Origin of the sequence: Bradyrhizobium viridifuturi (assembly GCF_001238275.1) — a bacterium.
Lineage (GTDB): Bacteria > Pseudomonadota > Alphaproteobacteria > Rhizobiales > Xanthobacteraceae > Bradyrhizobium > Bradyrhizobium viridifuturi.
Genome location: NZ_LGTB01000014.1, coordinates 146996 through 161317 on the forward strand (window position 1 = coordinate 146996; position 14322 = coordinate 161317).

Here is a 14322-nt window from a genome sequence, read left to right on the forward strand (position 1 = left end):
GCGTGTTCCATAATCGATAATAACGGAGGGAATGGATATGGATCTGGGACTCAAGGGAGCAAAGGTTCTCGTCACCGGCAGCACCAAGGGCATCGGTAGGGCAATCGCTGACACATTCGCGGCCGAGGGCGCCAATGTCGGCATCTGCGCACGCAATCAGGCTGACGTCGATGCCGCGGTCACCGCGATCAAGGCCAAGGGCGTTGCGGCGTTTGGCTCAGCCGTCGATGTCTCGAACGGACCGGCACTGAAAGCCTGGGTCGCCGACATGGCGTCCAAGCTCGGCGGCATCGATGTCGTGGTCGCCAATGTCAGCGCGCTCTCGATCGGGCAGGACGAGGAGAGCTGGGAGAAGGAATTCTCCACCGACATGATGGGGACGGTGCGGCTCGTCAACGCGGCGATGCCGCATCTGGAGAAGAGCAAGGCGGCCGCGATCGTCACCATCTCCAGTGTCTCCGGACGCGAGGTCGATTTTGCCAGCGGTCCCTACGGGACGTTCAAGGCCGCGATCATCCACTACACGCAGGGCCTGGCCTACCAGCTTGCCGCCAAGGGCATCCGCGCCAACTCGGTGTCGCCGGGCAACACCTATTTCGAGGGCGGCGTCTGGAACATGATCAAGGACGGCAATCCCGAACTGTACAAATCCGCGCTGGCGCTCAACCCGACCGGCCGCATGGGCACGCCGCAGGAGATGGCCAATGCCGCCGTGTTCCTGGCGAGCAAGGCGGCAAGCTTCATCACCGGCACCAACCTCGTGGTGGACGGAGCGTTGACGCGCGGCGTCCAGTTCTAGGCGCAGCACGCCGTCAGTGACGAGACCGCCGCCCAGAGTGGCGGTCCGGACAGGCATTCTCCGAAAACAGCAGGGCGTCAGATGTCAGCGGATCCATTGCACTACAAGTCGATCACCGAGATCTCCGGGCTCATCCGCCGAGGCGAGACAAAATCCTCGGAGATCACGGAGGCGATCCTCGGCCGGATCGCGAAGCTGGATGGACAGTTTCACGGCTACGCGCTCGTGCTTGCGGAGCGGGCCATGGCGCAGGCGAAGCAGCGCGACGCCGAGATCGCCAGGGGTATCTGGCGCGGCCCGCTGCATGGCGTTCCGATCGGGCTAAAGGACCTCTGCTACACGTCGTTTGCACCGACCGCGGGCGGCACCACGATCCACGCGAAGTTCGTGCCGTCCTTCAACGCCACGATCGTGGACCGGCTCGAAGTCGCCGGCGCGGTGACGCTCGGCAAGCTCAAGATGACGGAGGGCGCCTATACCAGCCACCATCCGGCCGTCGAGGCTCCGCTCAATCCGTGGAATGTGAACTATTGGGTCGGCTCGTCGTCGAGCGGCTCGGGCGTCGCGACATCAGCGGGGCTCTGCTACGGCTCGATCGGCAGCGACACCGGCGGCTCGATCAGGTTTCCGTCGGCGACTTGCGGCCTGACCGGCGTCAAGCCGACCTGGGGCCGCGTCAGCCGCTACGGCGTCTTCCCGTTGGCTGACTCGCTCGATCACGTCGGACCGATGTGCCGGAGTGCTGCGGATGCCGCGGCGATGCTCGGCGTCATCGCCGGTGCCGACGCCAACGATCCGACCGCGTTGGGGGCGCCGGTGCCGAACTATCTGGCCGGCGTTGGCGAGAGCATCCGGGGTTTGAGGATCGGCGTCGATCGCCGCTACACCCAGGAGGGTATTGATCGCCAGGTCGTGAGCGCCCTGGTGCAAGCCGAGCGTACGCTGGCCGATCTCGGCGCCGAGATCCGCGAGGTGCATTTCCCGTCCTATCAGAAGCTCGTCAGCCAGTGGATTGCGATGTGCTCGGTGGAGACGGCGGAGGCGCATCTGGACACTTATCCGTCGCGGAAGTCGGAATACGGCCCCGACCTCGCTCAGTTGATCGAGCAGGGCAGGGCGATGAGCGGGGTCGATATTGCTGCGATCCATCACGAGCGGCTGAAGTTCGCAGGCAGCCTTGCCGCGATGTTCGAGGATATCGATCTCCTGTTGATCCCCACGATGCCGGTGCCGATCCCGACTCTCACCAAGATGAGTGAATACGGCGCCGACCCCAACGTGCTGCTGAGCATCCTGCGCTTCACGGCGGTGTTCGACTTCTCGGGCAGCCCGACCATCACCTTGCCGATGGGCATGGCGTCCGACCAGATGCCGCTGAGCATGCAACTGGTCGGCCCGCATCTGTCCGAAGACGTGCTGGTCCGCGCCGGCGCCGCGTATCAGTCGATAACGGACTGGCATACGCGGCGGCCGCCGATCGAATAGTGCTGTCAGTCGGTCACGCCGTGCCGGCAAGCCTTGCCGCGATCGCGCGATAGCCGCGCATCCACATGTGGTCAAGATCGAGATCCATCGGCAGCGGCTGCGAGGACACGCGCGCGATCACGGTCTCGTTGACCGGATCGATGTAGATCCACTGGCCGTGGATGCCAACGGCCGCAAACGGCGTTTCGCCCCGGTCGAGCGTGTACCATTTGTTGCGGTAATTGCCGTTCGGAAACACCTTGGTCAGGTCGCCGCGCGACCAGGCCTCTGCATTGCCGTTCCGCCTGATGTCGTCGAGCCACCAGCCCGGCACCACCTGCCGTCCGTTGCTGATGCCGTGGTTGCGCATCATCTCGCCGAAGCGGGCGAGGTCGCGCACCGTCGCGCAGATGCCGCCGGCGACCCGCGCCGCGCCGCGCGAATCGACCGTGATGTAGCCGTCGTGCTCGGCGCCCATCGGCTGCCACAGATACTGCGAGAGGATCTTTGCATAGGACATGCCGCAGGCGCGCTCATAGACCCAGCCGAGCACGTCGGTGTTGGTCGAGACGTAGTGGAAGGTCTGGCCGTGCGGCGCGCCGTTCGGCCGCAGCGTGCGCAGATAGTCGCGCAGGTTGCTCGGCGGAATCGCGGGATCCGGCGGCTCCCAGCCGGTCGAGCGGCGGTAGTTCATGATGTCGCCGTCGCGCGCCATGTAGTCTTCTTCGAAGCGGATGCCGACGCTCATGTCGAGCAGGTGGCGCACAGTGCAGCTGCCGCCATAGACCGATCCCTCCATCTCCGGGATGTAGCGCGTCACCGGGGCGTCGGGGTCGAGCTTGCCGTGATCGGCTAGGATGCCGCCCAGCGTTCCGGCGACCGACTTGCTGACGGAGAAGATCAAATGCGGCGTGTCCGGTGTCAGGCCGTGGGTGTACCATTCGAACACGACTTGTCCGCGGTGCGACACCACGATGCCGTCGGTGTGGCTGGCGCGCAGCGCGTGGCCGACGCCCACCGTCTCGCCGCGCGGGTCGGCGAAGCTGACGTCGTCGAGATGGCGCGGCGCAAAGGACAACGGCGCGGGCGCCGATGCGCGCGCGATGTTCGCGGTGGGCAGCAGCTCGCGGACATTGCGGAATGCCCACTCGTTGAAGGGATGTTGGCGCCAGTTGGCGAGCGTGACCTGTTCGTCGGGCGCGACGGGAAATCGGCCATGATGTGACGCGAATTCATTCTTGATCCAATGATGCGTGGGGAGGTGCGAAGGTTCCGCATGGGTCGCGCCGTCCGCAATCAACCGGATGGTGGAGAGGGGCATCAGGTTACTCCGGCGTAACCGTTTCCAGGATGTGCGCTTGGCCCGCAAATTGCTTGACTACGCCCTGCGTCTGCCCCAGCGTGCCGGGCATGCGACGCGCAGACGTTCGCCATCGGGAAACATCGGGAGGTAGGTCATGATCGCGCTTCTGGGCCGACCGGATCCGGCAACCACGCAGGCCATTCAGTTCGCGCGAGGAATTCTCGAGGGTTCCGCGACCGCGTTCTACGAAGTCGACGGCAATTTGACTCTCAACCGCTTTGTGCTCTCCAGCAACGTTCCGCCGAGCTTCCACGACCAGTATCTTGCCGGCATGAACCGGCTCGATCCGCTGCATCCGCGCTCGGCGAGCAACCGGCCGATTGCCCGGCTAAGCACGGCCCTCGACCAATGCGCGTCCCAGGAGGCGGCGACCTACCGCGCCTTCGCCGGACAATGCGGCGTTGCCGACATGATCGAGTTCTTCTTCCGCCGCAACGACCGCATCGTCGCCGGCATGAGCGTGCTCTGGGCGCCGGGCTGCGCGATTCCCGACGGCAGCATGCACATTGCCGAGAAGATCCACGACTATCTCGAATTCAACCTGACCGGCCGCCTGTCGTCGAATCCCGACGAGCCGGCGCGTTACGGACTGACCTCGCGCGAGATGGAAGTGGTCGAGCTGCTATGCTGCGGCCGGACCAATCGCGAGATCGGCGAATGCCTCAACATCGGTCTCGCGACGGTGAAGACGCATCTGATCCATATCTTCGAGAAGCTCGGCGTCGAGACCCGGTCTGCCGTGGTGGCGATGATGTCGCGGCCGCATTAGGGCGCGGGTCGCGCTCCGGCTGCCTTTCAGGCGTCGTCCTGGTGTAAGCCAGGACCCATAACCACCGCCGTTGATTGTGAGCGGGGGTGTGGCTTCAGCGTCGCACAGCAATTGCCATTTGGGGTAATGGGTCCTGGCTTTCGCCAGGACGACACCGAGTGAGTGGCGCGGCCTCTAAGTCACAGGTCCCATATTCTCGCGAAATGACTTGCCTGCTTGATCCACCGTTAGGTGGATTGCCGCTACAGCACGCACGAGACGAAATTTCCCCAAGGACCGGTGTCGTTTTCGACAATGTTGGCGAGCGGCTGCCGCTCGCAGCATCAGAGGATAGCGACATGCGTGATTTCATGGCCATCGGCCGTTCGGTGGCGGTTGCGGAGCGCGGCATGGCCGCGACCTCGCACCCGCAGGCGACGCTTGCCGCGGTCGAGATGCTGAAGGCCGGCGGCAATGCCGTCGATGCCGCGGTGGCCGCGGTCGCGGTGCAGGGTGTGGTCGAGCCGCAGATGACCGGGATCGGCGGCGACTGCTTTGCACTCTATTCGCCAAAAGCCGGCGAGCCGATCGCACTGAACGGCTCCGGCCGCACACCGGCAGCCACCGACGTCGAGAAATACTCCGCAAGCGGGGCGCGCGACATTCCGCCGACCGCGCCGGAGGCGGTGACCGTGCCCGGCGCGATCGACGCCTGGTGCCGGCTGGTCGCCGATCACGGCAGCAAGTCGCTGGAGGAGATCTTCCGGCCGGCGATTCTGGCTGCCGAGCAGGGCTTCTGCGTCACGCCGCGCGTCGCGGAAGACTGGCGCCGCTTCCGGGCGCGGATCGAGATCGACGCCAACGCGGCGGCGCAGTTCCTTCCCGGCAGCAAGGTGCCTGACGTCGGCGACATCCGTGCCCAACCTGCGCTCGGCCGCACCCTGCGCCGGATCGCGCAGCACGGGCGCGACGCCTTCTATGCGGGCGAAGCCGCCGATGAAATGACGGGCATCTTGCGTGGCCTCGGCGGGGCGCACAGCAGCGAGGATTTCGCCGCGCAGACCTCCGATTACGTCCAGCCGATCTCGGCGCGCTACCATGACCATGACGTGGTCGAGTGTCCGCCGAACGGGCAGGGCCTCGCCGCGCTGATGATCCTGCGCACGCTCGCCGGCTTCGATGTCGGCGCCCTTGCGCAGGCCGATCGCATTCATCTGCTCGCCGAAGCGACCAAGGCCGCCTACCGCGCGCGTGACGCCTTCTTCTGCGATCCGGCGACCAGCAAGGTCGATCCGGCTGCATTCCTGGCCGAAGACTATATCGGCAGGATCCGCAGCAAGATCGATATGGACAGCGCTTCCGTGCCCGCAACGTGGGACGATATCGAGCACCGCGACACCGTCTATGTCACGGTGGTCGATCGCGATCTCAACGCCGTCTCGCTGATCAACTCGCTGTTCTATCCGTTTGGCAGCGGCATCTACGCGCCGAAATCGGGCATCCTGCTGCACAACCGCGGCTGGAGCTTTCGTGCCAGGCCCGGACATCTCAACTCGCTCGGACCGCGCAAGCGCCCGATGCACACGATCATCCCGGGCCTCCTGCGCAAGGACGGCAAGACCGTGATGTCGTTCGGGGTGATGGGCGGGCACTACCAGGCCACGGGCCATGCCAATCTGCTGTCGAACATCTTCGATCTGAAGATGGACATCCAGGCGGCGGCCGAGGCGCCGCGCTCCTTTGCGTTCGACGGCGCGCTGTCGCTGGAGACGACGATCTCTCCGGATATCCGTGACGACCTTCGCGCCCGCGGCCACGATGCGCGATTCTCGGAGGACCCGATCGGCGGCTGCCAGGCGATCCGCATCGACCATGCGCGCGGTGTCCTGCTCGGCGCCTCCGATCATCGCAAGGATGGGCTGGCGCTCGGTTTCTAGCCACAAACCAGGTTACCTCGACGGTATCGTTCGAACGGTTGATTGTTACCGCGCCGCGCGCTCTCCAAGCTGGATGCTGGGGGAGTGCATCATGAGCGACAAGCGCGCCGCGGCCGAGATGGCCGGCGTGTCGATCGTCGAGTCGGTCGATGCGAACGACCATGCCGGTCGCATCAGCGGCTGGAACATGCGAATGGAGCAGGTGTCGCCCGGAAGGTTTACCGGGCGGCTGGTGATGATCCGCCTCCGCGGTCTCGAGATCGTCCGGGAGACGACGACGCAGGCCTTGCTCAAGCAGGGATCTGCCTGGCCGGATGCGCTGGTCTTCAGCCTGCCGCTCGCCGTATCCAACCCCGGATATTACAACGGCCGTCCGCTGGTGTTTCCGCATCTGTTGCTCAGCGATGGCGCCAATCTGCTGCCGTTGCTGACCTCGACGCGGGTCGACGTCGTATCGGTTGTGGTCGCGCGCAATCGGCTGTCGCGGTGCCTGGAGGCGCTCGGCGAGACCCGCGCGGCCGACTTCATCGCGGGCCTTCGCGGGCAGCAGCATTTCTTCAGCGGGCCCGGCCTGGCCGGCCTTCAGCATGGCCTTCGCCAGCTCTGCGACCAGGGCGAGCGGCTGGGACCGGCGCTCGGGTTCGAGCACGTGCGCCGTTCGCTTCAGGACACCCTTGTCGGCGCGCTCGCCGACATCCTGTCGCAGAACGACTGGGTCGACGTTCGCGGCTGCACCGCACAAAAGAAGACGGTCGACCGCATCCGCGAATATGTGTTCGAGCGGGTCGAGGATCCGCCGCGCATCGCCGAACTCTGCCGTCATGTCGGCGTCAGCCGCAGGACCTTGCAAGGTTGCTTTCAGGACGCGCTCGGTCTGACGCCGTTGCAGTATCTGCGCACGCTCCGGCTGAACGCGGTGCGCCGCGAGCTGCGTGCCGTTGCCGCGACGGGCCAGCCGGTCTCGATCGGCGACGTCGCGGCGCGGTGGGGCTTCTGGCACTGGAGCCGCTTCACCGAAAACTACCGGCAACTGTTCGGCGAGCTGCCCTCGCACACCGTGCAGCGTGTGACATCCGCCTCACGCTAGGAATTTTCACTGCGCGGCAGTTGCTTCTGCCGATTCCGGATAACGCCGCTTGAAATCCCCTTTCTAGATTTCGCCCGCTCCGCGCGGAGCCCGCACGATCGATCGTCGATCGAAATGCAGTGCAGCGCGGTTGGGGACAGGGGGGTACATGACAACATATCGGACAATCGCTGCTGCTGCGCTGATCGTGGCGGGTGCGGCTACAACATCGGCCAACGCGTATGAGTTTGGTTCTCCCGGCTGGGCGCAGAAACCGGGCATCACGTTGGGCGGAGGCACGGCCGGCACGCCGCCGCCCGGCCTTTACAGCTTCAATCAGGTCTTCACCTATCAGGCGAACATCGTCGGTCCCGGGGCGCCCAACGTCGGTGGTGCGTCCACGCCGGTCCATGCCGCCGTCGAAGCATCCGGTCTCTTGTGGGTGCCGGGCTGGACCTTCCTCGGCGCGACGTATGATGCGGTCATCGTGCAGCCCTGGATCATGGCCGATGTCGGCGGCCCGATTAACGTCCAGCAGGCGGGTATGCACAACACCTTCATCGTGCCGGGGGAGTTGAGCTGGAAGCTCGGCGACAGCGGTTTCTTCGTCAAGACCGGCCTTGGCATATACGTGCCGAACGGGTCGATCAGCGGTCCGTCCGGCCTCAACAATGTCGGCAATCCCTGGTGGACCTTCCAGCCCGAGCTGGTCGTGTCCTATCTGAAGGACGGCTGGAATCTCACGGCCAATCTGTACCACGAGATCAACACCAGGAATTCGATCACCGGCTATCGCTCCGGCGACGTCTTCCACGCCGAATTCACCGCCGCCAAGACGATCGGCAACTGGACCTTCGGGCCGATCGCCTATTACGCAGGACAGGTGACCGGCGATACGTCGAGCGCGTTCTACAACGGCGCGATCAACGTCGACCGGTACAACATCTGGGCCGGCGGCGCCTGGTCGGCTACAATTTCGGGCCGGCCGCGCTGACGGTCTGGGCGACGCACGAGTTCTCCTCGAACGCCTCCGGCGGCACTGCCGGCCTGCCCGGAATCGATACTGCGTCAGTTACCAAGGGCTATTCGGTGTTCGCCAATCTGAGCTTCCGGCTGTGGGCGCCGGACGAGCCGGCGACGCCCAAGCGCCCGATGTTCACCAAGTAACGCAGGCGCCGGCGTACAGCGCGCGACGGAGAAAATGGGGGCCGCGTCGATGGTGCGGCTCCCCGACGGCTGCCCGTTTCGGCCTTCCGACTCCGCCTCCGCCGTAGCATCCACCGGACGGTGGATTGTTCCAAATGCCGACATGCCGAACGTTTGGCGTCACGCTGGCGTCGTGCGCGGTTCGGCCGCTGTGCACCGCACAGTGAGCGCTCCAGGCTTTCCCAATCGAGAAGTTGATCCGCATGAACAGGACTTTCGCCGACACGGTCTTCCGCAACGGCCGGATCTACACGTCGAACCGGGCGCAGCCGTGGGCGGCATGCGCGGCGGTCAAGGCCGGCCGGTTCATCGCGGTCGGCGAGGAGCGTGACGTCGCGTCGCTCATCGGCGACGGGACGGCAACCGTCGATCTCGGCGGCCGGATGGCGATGCCGGGGATCGTCGACATCCACAACCACATCATGATGGGCGGGCAGGCCGATCTCTACGAGCTGCGCTTCTCCAACGCCGACAGCATTCCAAGGATCGCCGAGACCCTGCACAAAGCCGCCTCGGCGGCAGCGCCCGGCGCCTGGATCGTCGGCGGGCAGTTCGGCAACAATCTGCTGAACGAGATGAACACCGCGGAGTCCTGCGCGCTGCTCGATGCGGCGTGCTCCGGTCATCCCGTCGTGCTGCGCGACGACACCTATCACAATCGCTGGGCCAGCTCGGCGGCACTGCGGCTTGCCGGCGTGCAGGCCGACACACCTGATCCGACCGACGGCGAGATTGGCCGCGACCTCAAGACCGGAACGCTGACCGGGATCATGATCGAGGCCGCCTCGGGCCTGGTGGAGCGGGCGCTTGCAGCCTCCGGTCACTATACGGCCGAGATGGACCGTGCGGCGGTGGCGCGCTCGATTTCGGTCCTGAACACCTATGGCGTCACCGCCTTCATCGATGCCGCCAGCATGCAGCCGATCATGGCGGCGCTGAAGGGGCTCGACGACCGCGGCGAACTCACCGCCTGGGCGGTCTGCGCGATGCCGGTGGTCGAGCCGGGCTTCATGTTCGGCAAGGCCGGCGAGGAGCTGTTTGCGCTGCGCGAGCAGTATCGCGGCGCGCATGTGAAGCCTGATTATGTGAAGGTGTTCCTCGACGGCGTGCCGGGCGCCAAGACCGCGGCGTTCCACGAGCCGTATGTCGCCGATCCCGTGCGGGGCTGCTGCTTCCGCGGCGCCACCATGCTGACCGTGCCGGACCTGATCCGCTGGCTCGGGCGCTGCGAGAAGCTCGGCCTGGCCGCCAAGATCCATTGCGCCGGCGATGCCGCGGTGACGCAGGCGCTCGACGCGATCGATGTGGTGCGCAGCTTCAACGGTCCGACGCATCTGGTGCACCAGATCGCGCATGCGAGCTACATCGCGCCCGACGACATCAAGCGCTTCGCCGAGCTCGGCGTCGCGGCCGACCTGTCGCCGATCATCTGGTATCCGACCATCTTCCTCGAGGCGCACAAGGCCGCGATGGGCGAGGAGCGCGCGCAGCGCTTCTGGCCGAACAAGGACCTCAAAGAGGCCGGCGCGCTGATGGCCGGCGGCTCGGACTGGCCTGTCATCCCGATCCCGGATCCCTGGCAGGGCATCGAGGGCATGGTGACACGGCGGAATCCGACCGGGGACTTTCCCGGCAAGTCGCTGTGGGCAGAGCAGGCGCTCGACCTTGCGACCGTGATCGACATCTACACGATCGACGCGGCGCGCGCGGCCGGCCTCGGCCAGTCGATCGGCTCGATCGAGGTCGGCAAGTCGGCCGATCTGATCGTGCTCGACCAGATGATCTTCGAGATCCCGCCGGACCAACTGGCCGACACGCGGGTCGAGATGACCTTCTTCGAAGGCCGCAAGGTCTACGAGCGGAGTGCAAGATGAGTGCTGTGGATCAGATCCCGGTCACGGTGCTGACCGGCTTCCTCGGCAGCGGCAAGACCACGGTGCTGAACCATCTGCTGCGCCAGAAGGAGCTCAATGGCGTCGTCGCCATCATCAACGAGTTCGGCGAGGTGGCGCTGGACCATCTCCTGGTCGAGAGCAGCGAGGACCGGCTGGCGCTGCTCGACAATGGCTGCATCTGCTGCTCGGTGCGCGAGGATCTGATCGAGACGCTGGCCGATCTCGCCGCGCGCCGCGCCGCCGGCACGATCCCGCCGTTCCACCGCGTGCTGGTCGAGACCACCGGGCTCGCCGATCCCGTGCCGGTGCTGCACACGCTGATGACGGCGCCCGATGTCGTCGGCCGCTACCGGATCGACGGCGTGGTCGCGACCGTCGACGCCGTCAACGGCGTACACACCCTTGCAACGCATGGCGAGGCCGTCAGGCAGATCGCGGTCGCCGACCGGCTGCTGGTGACCAAGACGGATCTTGCCGCCGATGACACACTGGCGCGGCTCGACGCGCAACTCGCGGCGATCAATCCGGTCGCCGTGCGCCACCAGGTCCGTGATGGAATGGTCGAGCCGGCGAAGGTCCTCGATGCCGGGCTGTTCGATCCGGCGGCCCGTTCCGCCGACGTGGTGCGCTGGTTCGATGTGGCAGCGCAGGCGGCGAATGCGCCGCATCAACACGCGGATCACGATTGCGATGGAGCAGATTGCGGTCATCACAGCCATCACACGCATGATGCCGGCGTGTCTTCCTACAGCCTGATCATCGACGAGCCGATCCGGCGCGAGGCGTTCGCGCGCTGGCTCGATTATGTCGCGGCACTGAAAGGCGAGGATCTGCTGCGCTTCAAAGCGATCGTGCATGTCGCCGAGCAGCCGGATGCGCCCATGGTGGTGCATGGTGTGCAGCATGTGTTCCATCCGCCGATCACGCTTGCCGGCTGGCCGTCGGCGGACCGGCGCTCGCGGCTCGTCTTCATCGTGCGCGGCATCCCGCGCCAAATCATCGAAAACACCTTGTGCAAGTTTGCCGCGGTGAGCCGTGTGGCGATTCAACGATCTGCGGCTTGAGGCGAGGCGTAGTTCAGACAATTGTTTCAGGGGAGAGGGACATGACTGAGAATTCAAAGACGACAGCATCCGGCCGGCTCGACCGGCGCACGCTGCTGAAGGCGGCCGGTGCCACCGGACTCGCGTCGGCGATGAACGTGCCGCTGGTGAACGTCGCGCGCGCCGCCGGCAACACCATCAAGATCGGTTGGGTCGGGTGCCTCTCCGGCGTCCGCGCGCAGTTCGCCGAGCCCGATCCCTGGATTCACGAGCGCATCAAGGCGCGGCTGAAAGACGGCCTGAAGATCGGCGGCAAGACCTATCAGGTCGAGCTGGTGTTCAAGGATAATCAATCCGATCCGAACCGCTCGTCGGTGATCGCGAGTGAACTGGTGCTGCGTGAAAAGTGCGACCTGATCCTGATCGAGGACGGCGACGCCCAGCCGCCGGTGCAGGAGCTCGCCGACGCCCGCGGCATTCCGACGATCTCGACCCAGGTGCCGTGGCAGGGCTGGATGTTCCCGCGCAAGTCGACGCCGGACAAGGGCTTTCCCTACAGCTATCACTTCTTCTGGGGCGCCGACGACGTCGCCAGGAACTTCCTCGGCATGTGGCAGTCGGTCGAGACCAACAAGAAGGTCGGCACGCTCTACATCGACAATCCGCCGGGCCAGGCATTCTCCGATCCGAAGCTCGGGCTGCCGGCGGGTATCTCGGCGGCCGGCTATCAGGAATTCTCGGCGGGCAAATTCCAGATCGCGACCGACGACTTCACCAACCAGATCGCGCTGTTCAAGAACAACGGCGTCGACATCGTCTCCGGCTTCACCTTCAGCAATCACTGGGTGACGCTGTGGAACCAGGCGGCGCAGGCCGGTTTCAAGCCGCAGATCTGCACGGTGGCGGCAGCCTTCCTGTTCCCGGCCGCGGTGAACGCGCTCGGCGATCGGGGCGACGGCATGTCGACCGAGGTGTGGTGGACGCCGGCCTATCCGTTCAAGTCGTCGCTGACCGGGCAGAGCGCTGCCGAACTTGCTGCCGAGTGGGAGAAGACCACCGGCAAGCAGTGGACCCAGCCGATCGGCTATGCCCACGCGCTGTGGGAGGTCGGACTCGCGGCATTGCAGAACAGCGATCCCAAGGACAAGAACTCGCTGCGCGATGCGATTGCCGGGCTCGACATGGAGACCGTGGTCGGCCGGGTCAAGTTCAAGGACAGCCCGATCAAGAACGTCGCGGTGACCTCGCTGTCGGGCGGGCAGTGGCGCAAGTCCAAGGGCGGCAAGTCGAAATACGAGCTCTTGATCGTGCACAACGGCACCGCCCCGTTCATCCCGAAGCAGGCCGATCTCCAGCTGCTATCGAAGCTCGCCTGAGATGGTACCGCTTCTGCGCGTCAGTGGGCTGTCGAAACGCTTCGGCGAGATCGTGGTCGCCGACGCCGTCAGCTTCGAGCTGGCGCGCGGCGAATGCCTCGGCGTGATCGGCCCGAACGGCGCCGGCAAGAGCTCGCTGTTGAACCTGATCGTCGGCCTGCTCACGGCCGACGGCGGTTCGATCATGCTCGACGACAACGACATAACGGAGCTGCCGCCGCACCAACGGGCACGAATGGGGCTCGGGCGCGCGTTCCAGATCCCGCAGCCGTTCCCGCATCTGTCGGTCTACGAGAACGCGCTGGTCGCCGCGTCCTACGGCGCGGGCCTCTATGGCGAGGCGGCATCGAGCTGGACGATGGAGGTGTTGCAGCGGACCGGGCTCGAGGCCAAGGCCGACAAGCTCGCCGGCGCCTTGCCGCTGATCGACCGCAAGCGGCTGGAATTCGCCAAGGCGCTGGCCTCGAAGCCGAAGCTGATCCTGCTCGACGAAATCGCCGCCGGGCTGACTGAGCCCGAGGTCGAGCGGCTGGTCGCGATCATCAAGTCGGTCAAGGCCGATCACGCCATGATCTGGATCGAGCACATTCCGCATGCGCTGCGTGCGGTGTCAGATCGCATCCTGGTGCTCGATTTCGGCCGCAAGGTGCTCGAAGGGCCGCCGGCCGAGGTGATGGACAGCGCCGTGGTGCGCGAGATCTACATGGGATTGAAGGCCGATGGCGTTGCTTGATGTGAACGGCCTCGAGATATTCTACGGCGATCTCCAGGCCGTGTTCGACATGAACTTCACCGTGGCGGACGGCGAGGCGGTGGCGCTGGTCGGCGCCAACGGTGCAGGCAAGTCCACCTTTCTGAAGGCGCTCGTCGGGCTCAACGAGGAGCGGCGCGGGGCGGTACTTTTCGACGGCATCGACATCTCGCAGATGCCGGCCGAGCAGGTGTCGCGGCTCGGGCTGATCATGGTGCCCGAGGGACGCCTGCTGTTCGACTCGCTGACCATCGAGGAGAACCTCTTGATGGGCACGGTGAACCGGCGCAAGGGCAGCTGGACCCTGCGGCGGGTGTTCGACCTGTTCCCGATCCTGGAAGAGCGGCGGCGGATATTTCCCGGTCAGCTCTCCGGCGGCCAGCAGCAGATGGCAGCGATCGGCCGCGCACTGATGTCGAACCCGCGCCTCCTGCTGTGCGACGAGATTTCGCTCGGGCTCGCGCCCGTCGTGGTCGAGCAGATCTATCGCTCGTTTGCCGACATCCGCCGCGAGGGCACCGCGGTGGTGCTGGTCGAGCAGGACGTCAAGCGCGCGCTTGCGACCTCCGAGCGGATCTATTGCCTGTTGAAGGGGCGGGTGTCGCTGACCGGCCCGGCGCAGGGGTTGCAGCCGGAGCAGCTGACGCACGCCTATTTCGGAAACTAGCCAGGGT

At 65.7% G+C, this 14322-nt stretch carries 12 protein-coding genes; 11 read left to right on the top strand and 1 reads right to left on the bottom strand.

The features are described 5' to 3' along the window. The first annotated feature begins 37 nt into the window (after positions 1 to 37). Together ALC15_RS15090 and ALC15_RS15095 are read left to right on the top strand one after the other, a co-directional pair. Complete coding sequence (locus tag ALC15_RS15090; protein WP_050627905.1) at positions 38 to 799, top strand: SDR family NAD(P)-dependent oxidoreductase; 762 nt, start codon at positions 38 to 40, stop codon at positions 797 to 799. An 81-nt stretch (positions 800 to 880) separates the two neighbouring features. Continuing rightward, the gene (locus tag ALC15_RS15095) at positions 881 to 2284 is read left to right on the top strand and encodes an amidase (RefSeq protein ID WP_050627906.1); all 1404 of its coding nucleotides are present in this window, start codon (positions 881 to 883) and stop codon (positions 2282 to 2284) included. A 13-nt stretch (positions 2285 to 2297) separates the two neighbouring features. Here ALC15_RS15095 and ALC15_RS15100 read toward each other — a convergent pair whose 3' ends face one another. Then, entirely contained in the window at positions 2298 to 3584 is a 1287-nt protein-coding gene (locus ALC15_RS15100; protein WP_094193899.1) for a serine hydrolase domain-containing protein, read from the bottom strand. Positions 3585 to 3720: 136 nt separating this feature from the next. Between ALC15_RS15100 and ALC15_RS15105 the strand changes: the two genes are divergently transcribed. The 9 genes from ALC15_RS15105 to ALC15_RS15145 all read left to right on the top strand — a co-directional run bounded on the left by ALC15_RS15105 (position 3721) and on the right by ALC15_RS15145 (position 14315). After that, the gene (locus ALC15_RS15105) at positions 3721 to 4395 is read left to right on the top strand and encodes a helix-turn-helix transcriptional regulator (protein ID WP_050627907.1); all 675 of its coding nucleotides are present in this window, start codon (positions 3721 to 3723) and stop codon (positions 4393 to 4395) included. Between the two features lie 338 nt (positions 4396 to 4733). After that, the gene (locus ALC15_RS15110; RefSeq protein ID WP_050627908.1) at positions 4734 to 6311 is read left to right on the top strand and encodes a gamma-glutamyltransferase family protein; all 1578 of its coding nucleotides are present in this window, start codon (positions 4734 to 4736) and stop codon (positions 6309 to 6311) included. After that, positions 6289 to 7398, top strand: coding sequence for a helix-turn-helix domain-containing protein (locus tag ALC15_RS15115; RefSeq protein ID WP_157860910.1), 1110 nt, complete (start codon positions 6289 to 6291; stop codon positions 7396 to 7398). The genes ALC15_RS15110 and ALC15_RS15115 overlap by 23 nt, the downstream gene beginning before the upstream one ends. A 148-nt stretch (positions 7399 to 7546) precedes the next feature. Then, the gene (locus ALC15_RS15120) at positions 7547 to 8371 is read left to right on the top strand and encodes a SphA family protein (RefSeq protein WP_094193901.1); all 825 of its coding nucleotides are present in this window, start codon (positions 7547 to 7549) and stop codon (positions 8369 to 8371) included. Between the two features lie 415 nt (positions 8372 to 8786). Continuing rightward, positions 8787 to 10457 carry an amidohydrolase gene (locus tag ALC15_RS15125; protein WP_050627911.1) on the top strand — a complete coding sequence of 557 codons (1671 nt, stop codon included), beginning with the start codon at positions 8787 to 8789 and terminating at the stop codon, positions 10455 to 10457. Continuing rightward, the gene (locus ALC15_RS15130; RefSeq protein WP_050627912.1) at positions 10454 to 11542 is read left to right on the top strand and encodes a CobW family GTP-binding protein; all 1089 of its coding nucleotides are present in this window, start codon (positions 10454 to 10456) and stop codon (positions 11540 to 11542) included. The genes ALC15_RS15125 and ALC15_RS15130 overlap by 4 nt, the downstream gene beginning before the upstream one ends. 41 nt (positions 11543 to 11583) lie before the next feature. Further along, positions 11584 to 12897: an ABC transporter substrate-binding protein gene (locus ALC15_RS15135; protein WP_050627913.1), complete on the top strand. Its 1314-nt coding sequence runs from the start codon at positions 11584 to 11586 to the stop codon at positions 12895 to 12897. Between the two features lies 1 nt (position 12898). Next, positions 12899 to 13630 carry an ABC transporter ATP-binding protein gene (locus tag ALC15_RS15140; RefSeq protein WP_050627914.1) on the top strand — a complete coding sequence of 244 codons (732 nt, stop codon included), beginning with the start codon at positions 12899 to 12901 and terminating at the stop codon, positions 13628 to 13630. Then, the gene (locus tag ALC15_RS15145; protein WP_050627915.1) at positions 13617 to 14315 is read left to right on the top strand and encodes an ABC transporter ATP-binding protein; all 699 of its coding nucleotides are present in this window, start codon (positions 13617 to 13619) and stop codon (positions 14313 to 14315) included. The genes ALC15_RS15140 and ALC15_RS15145 overlap by 14 nt, the downstream gene beginning before the upstream one ends. The last annotated feature ends 7 nt before the right edge of the window (positions 14316 to 14322 follow it).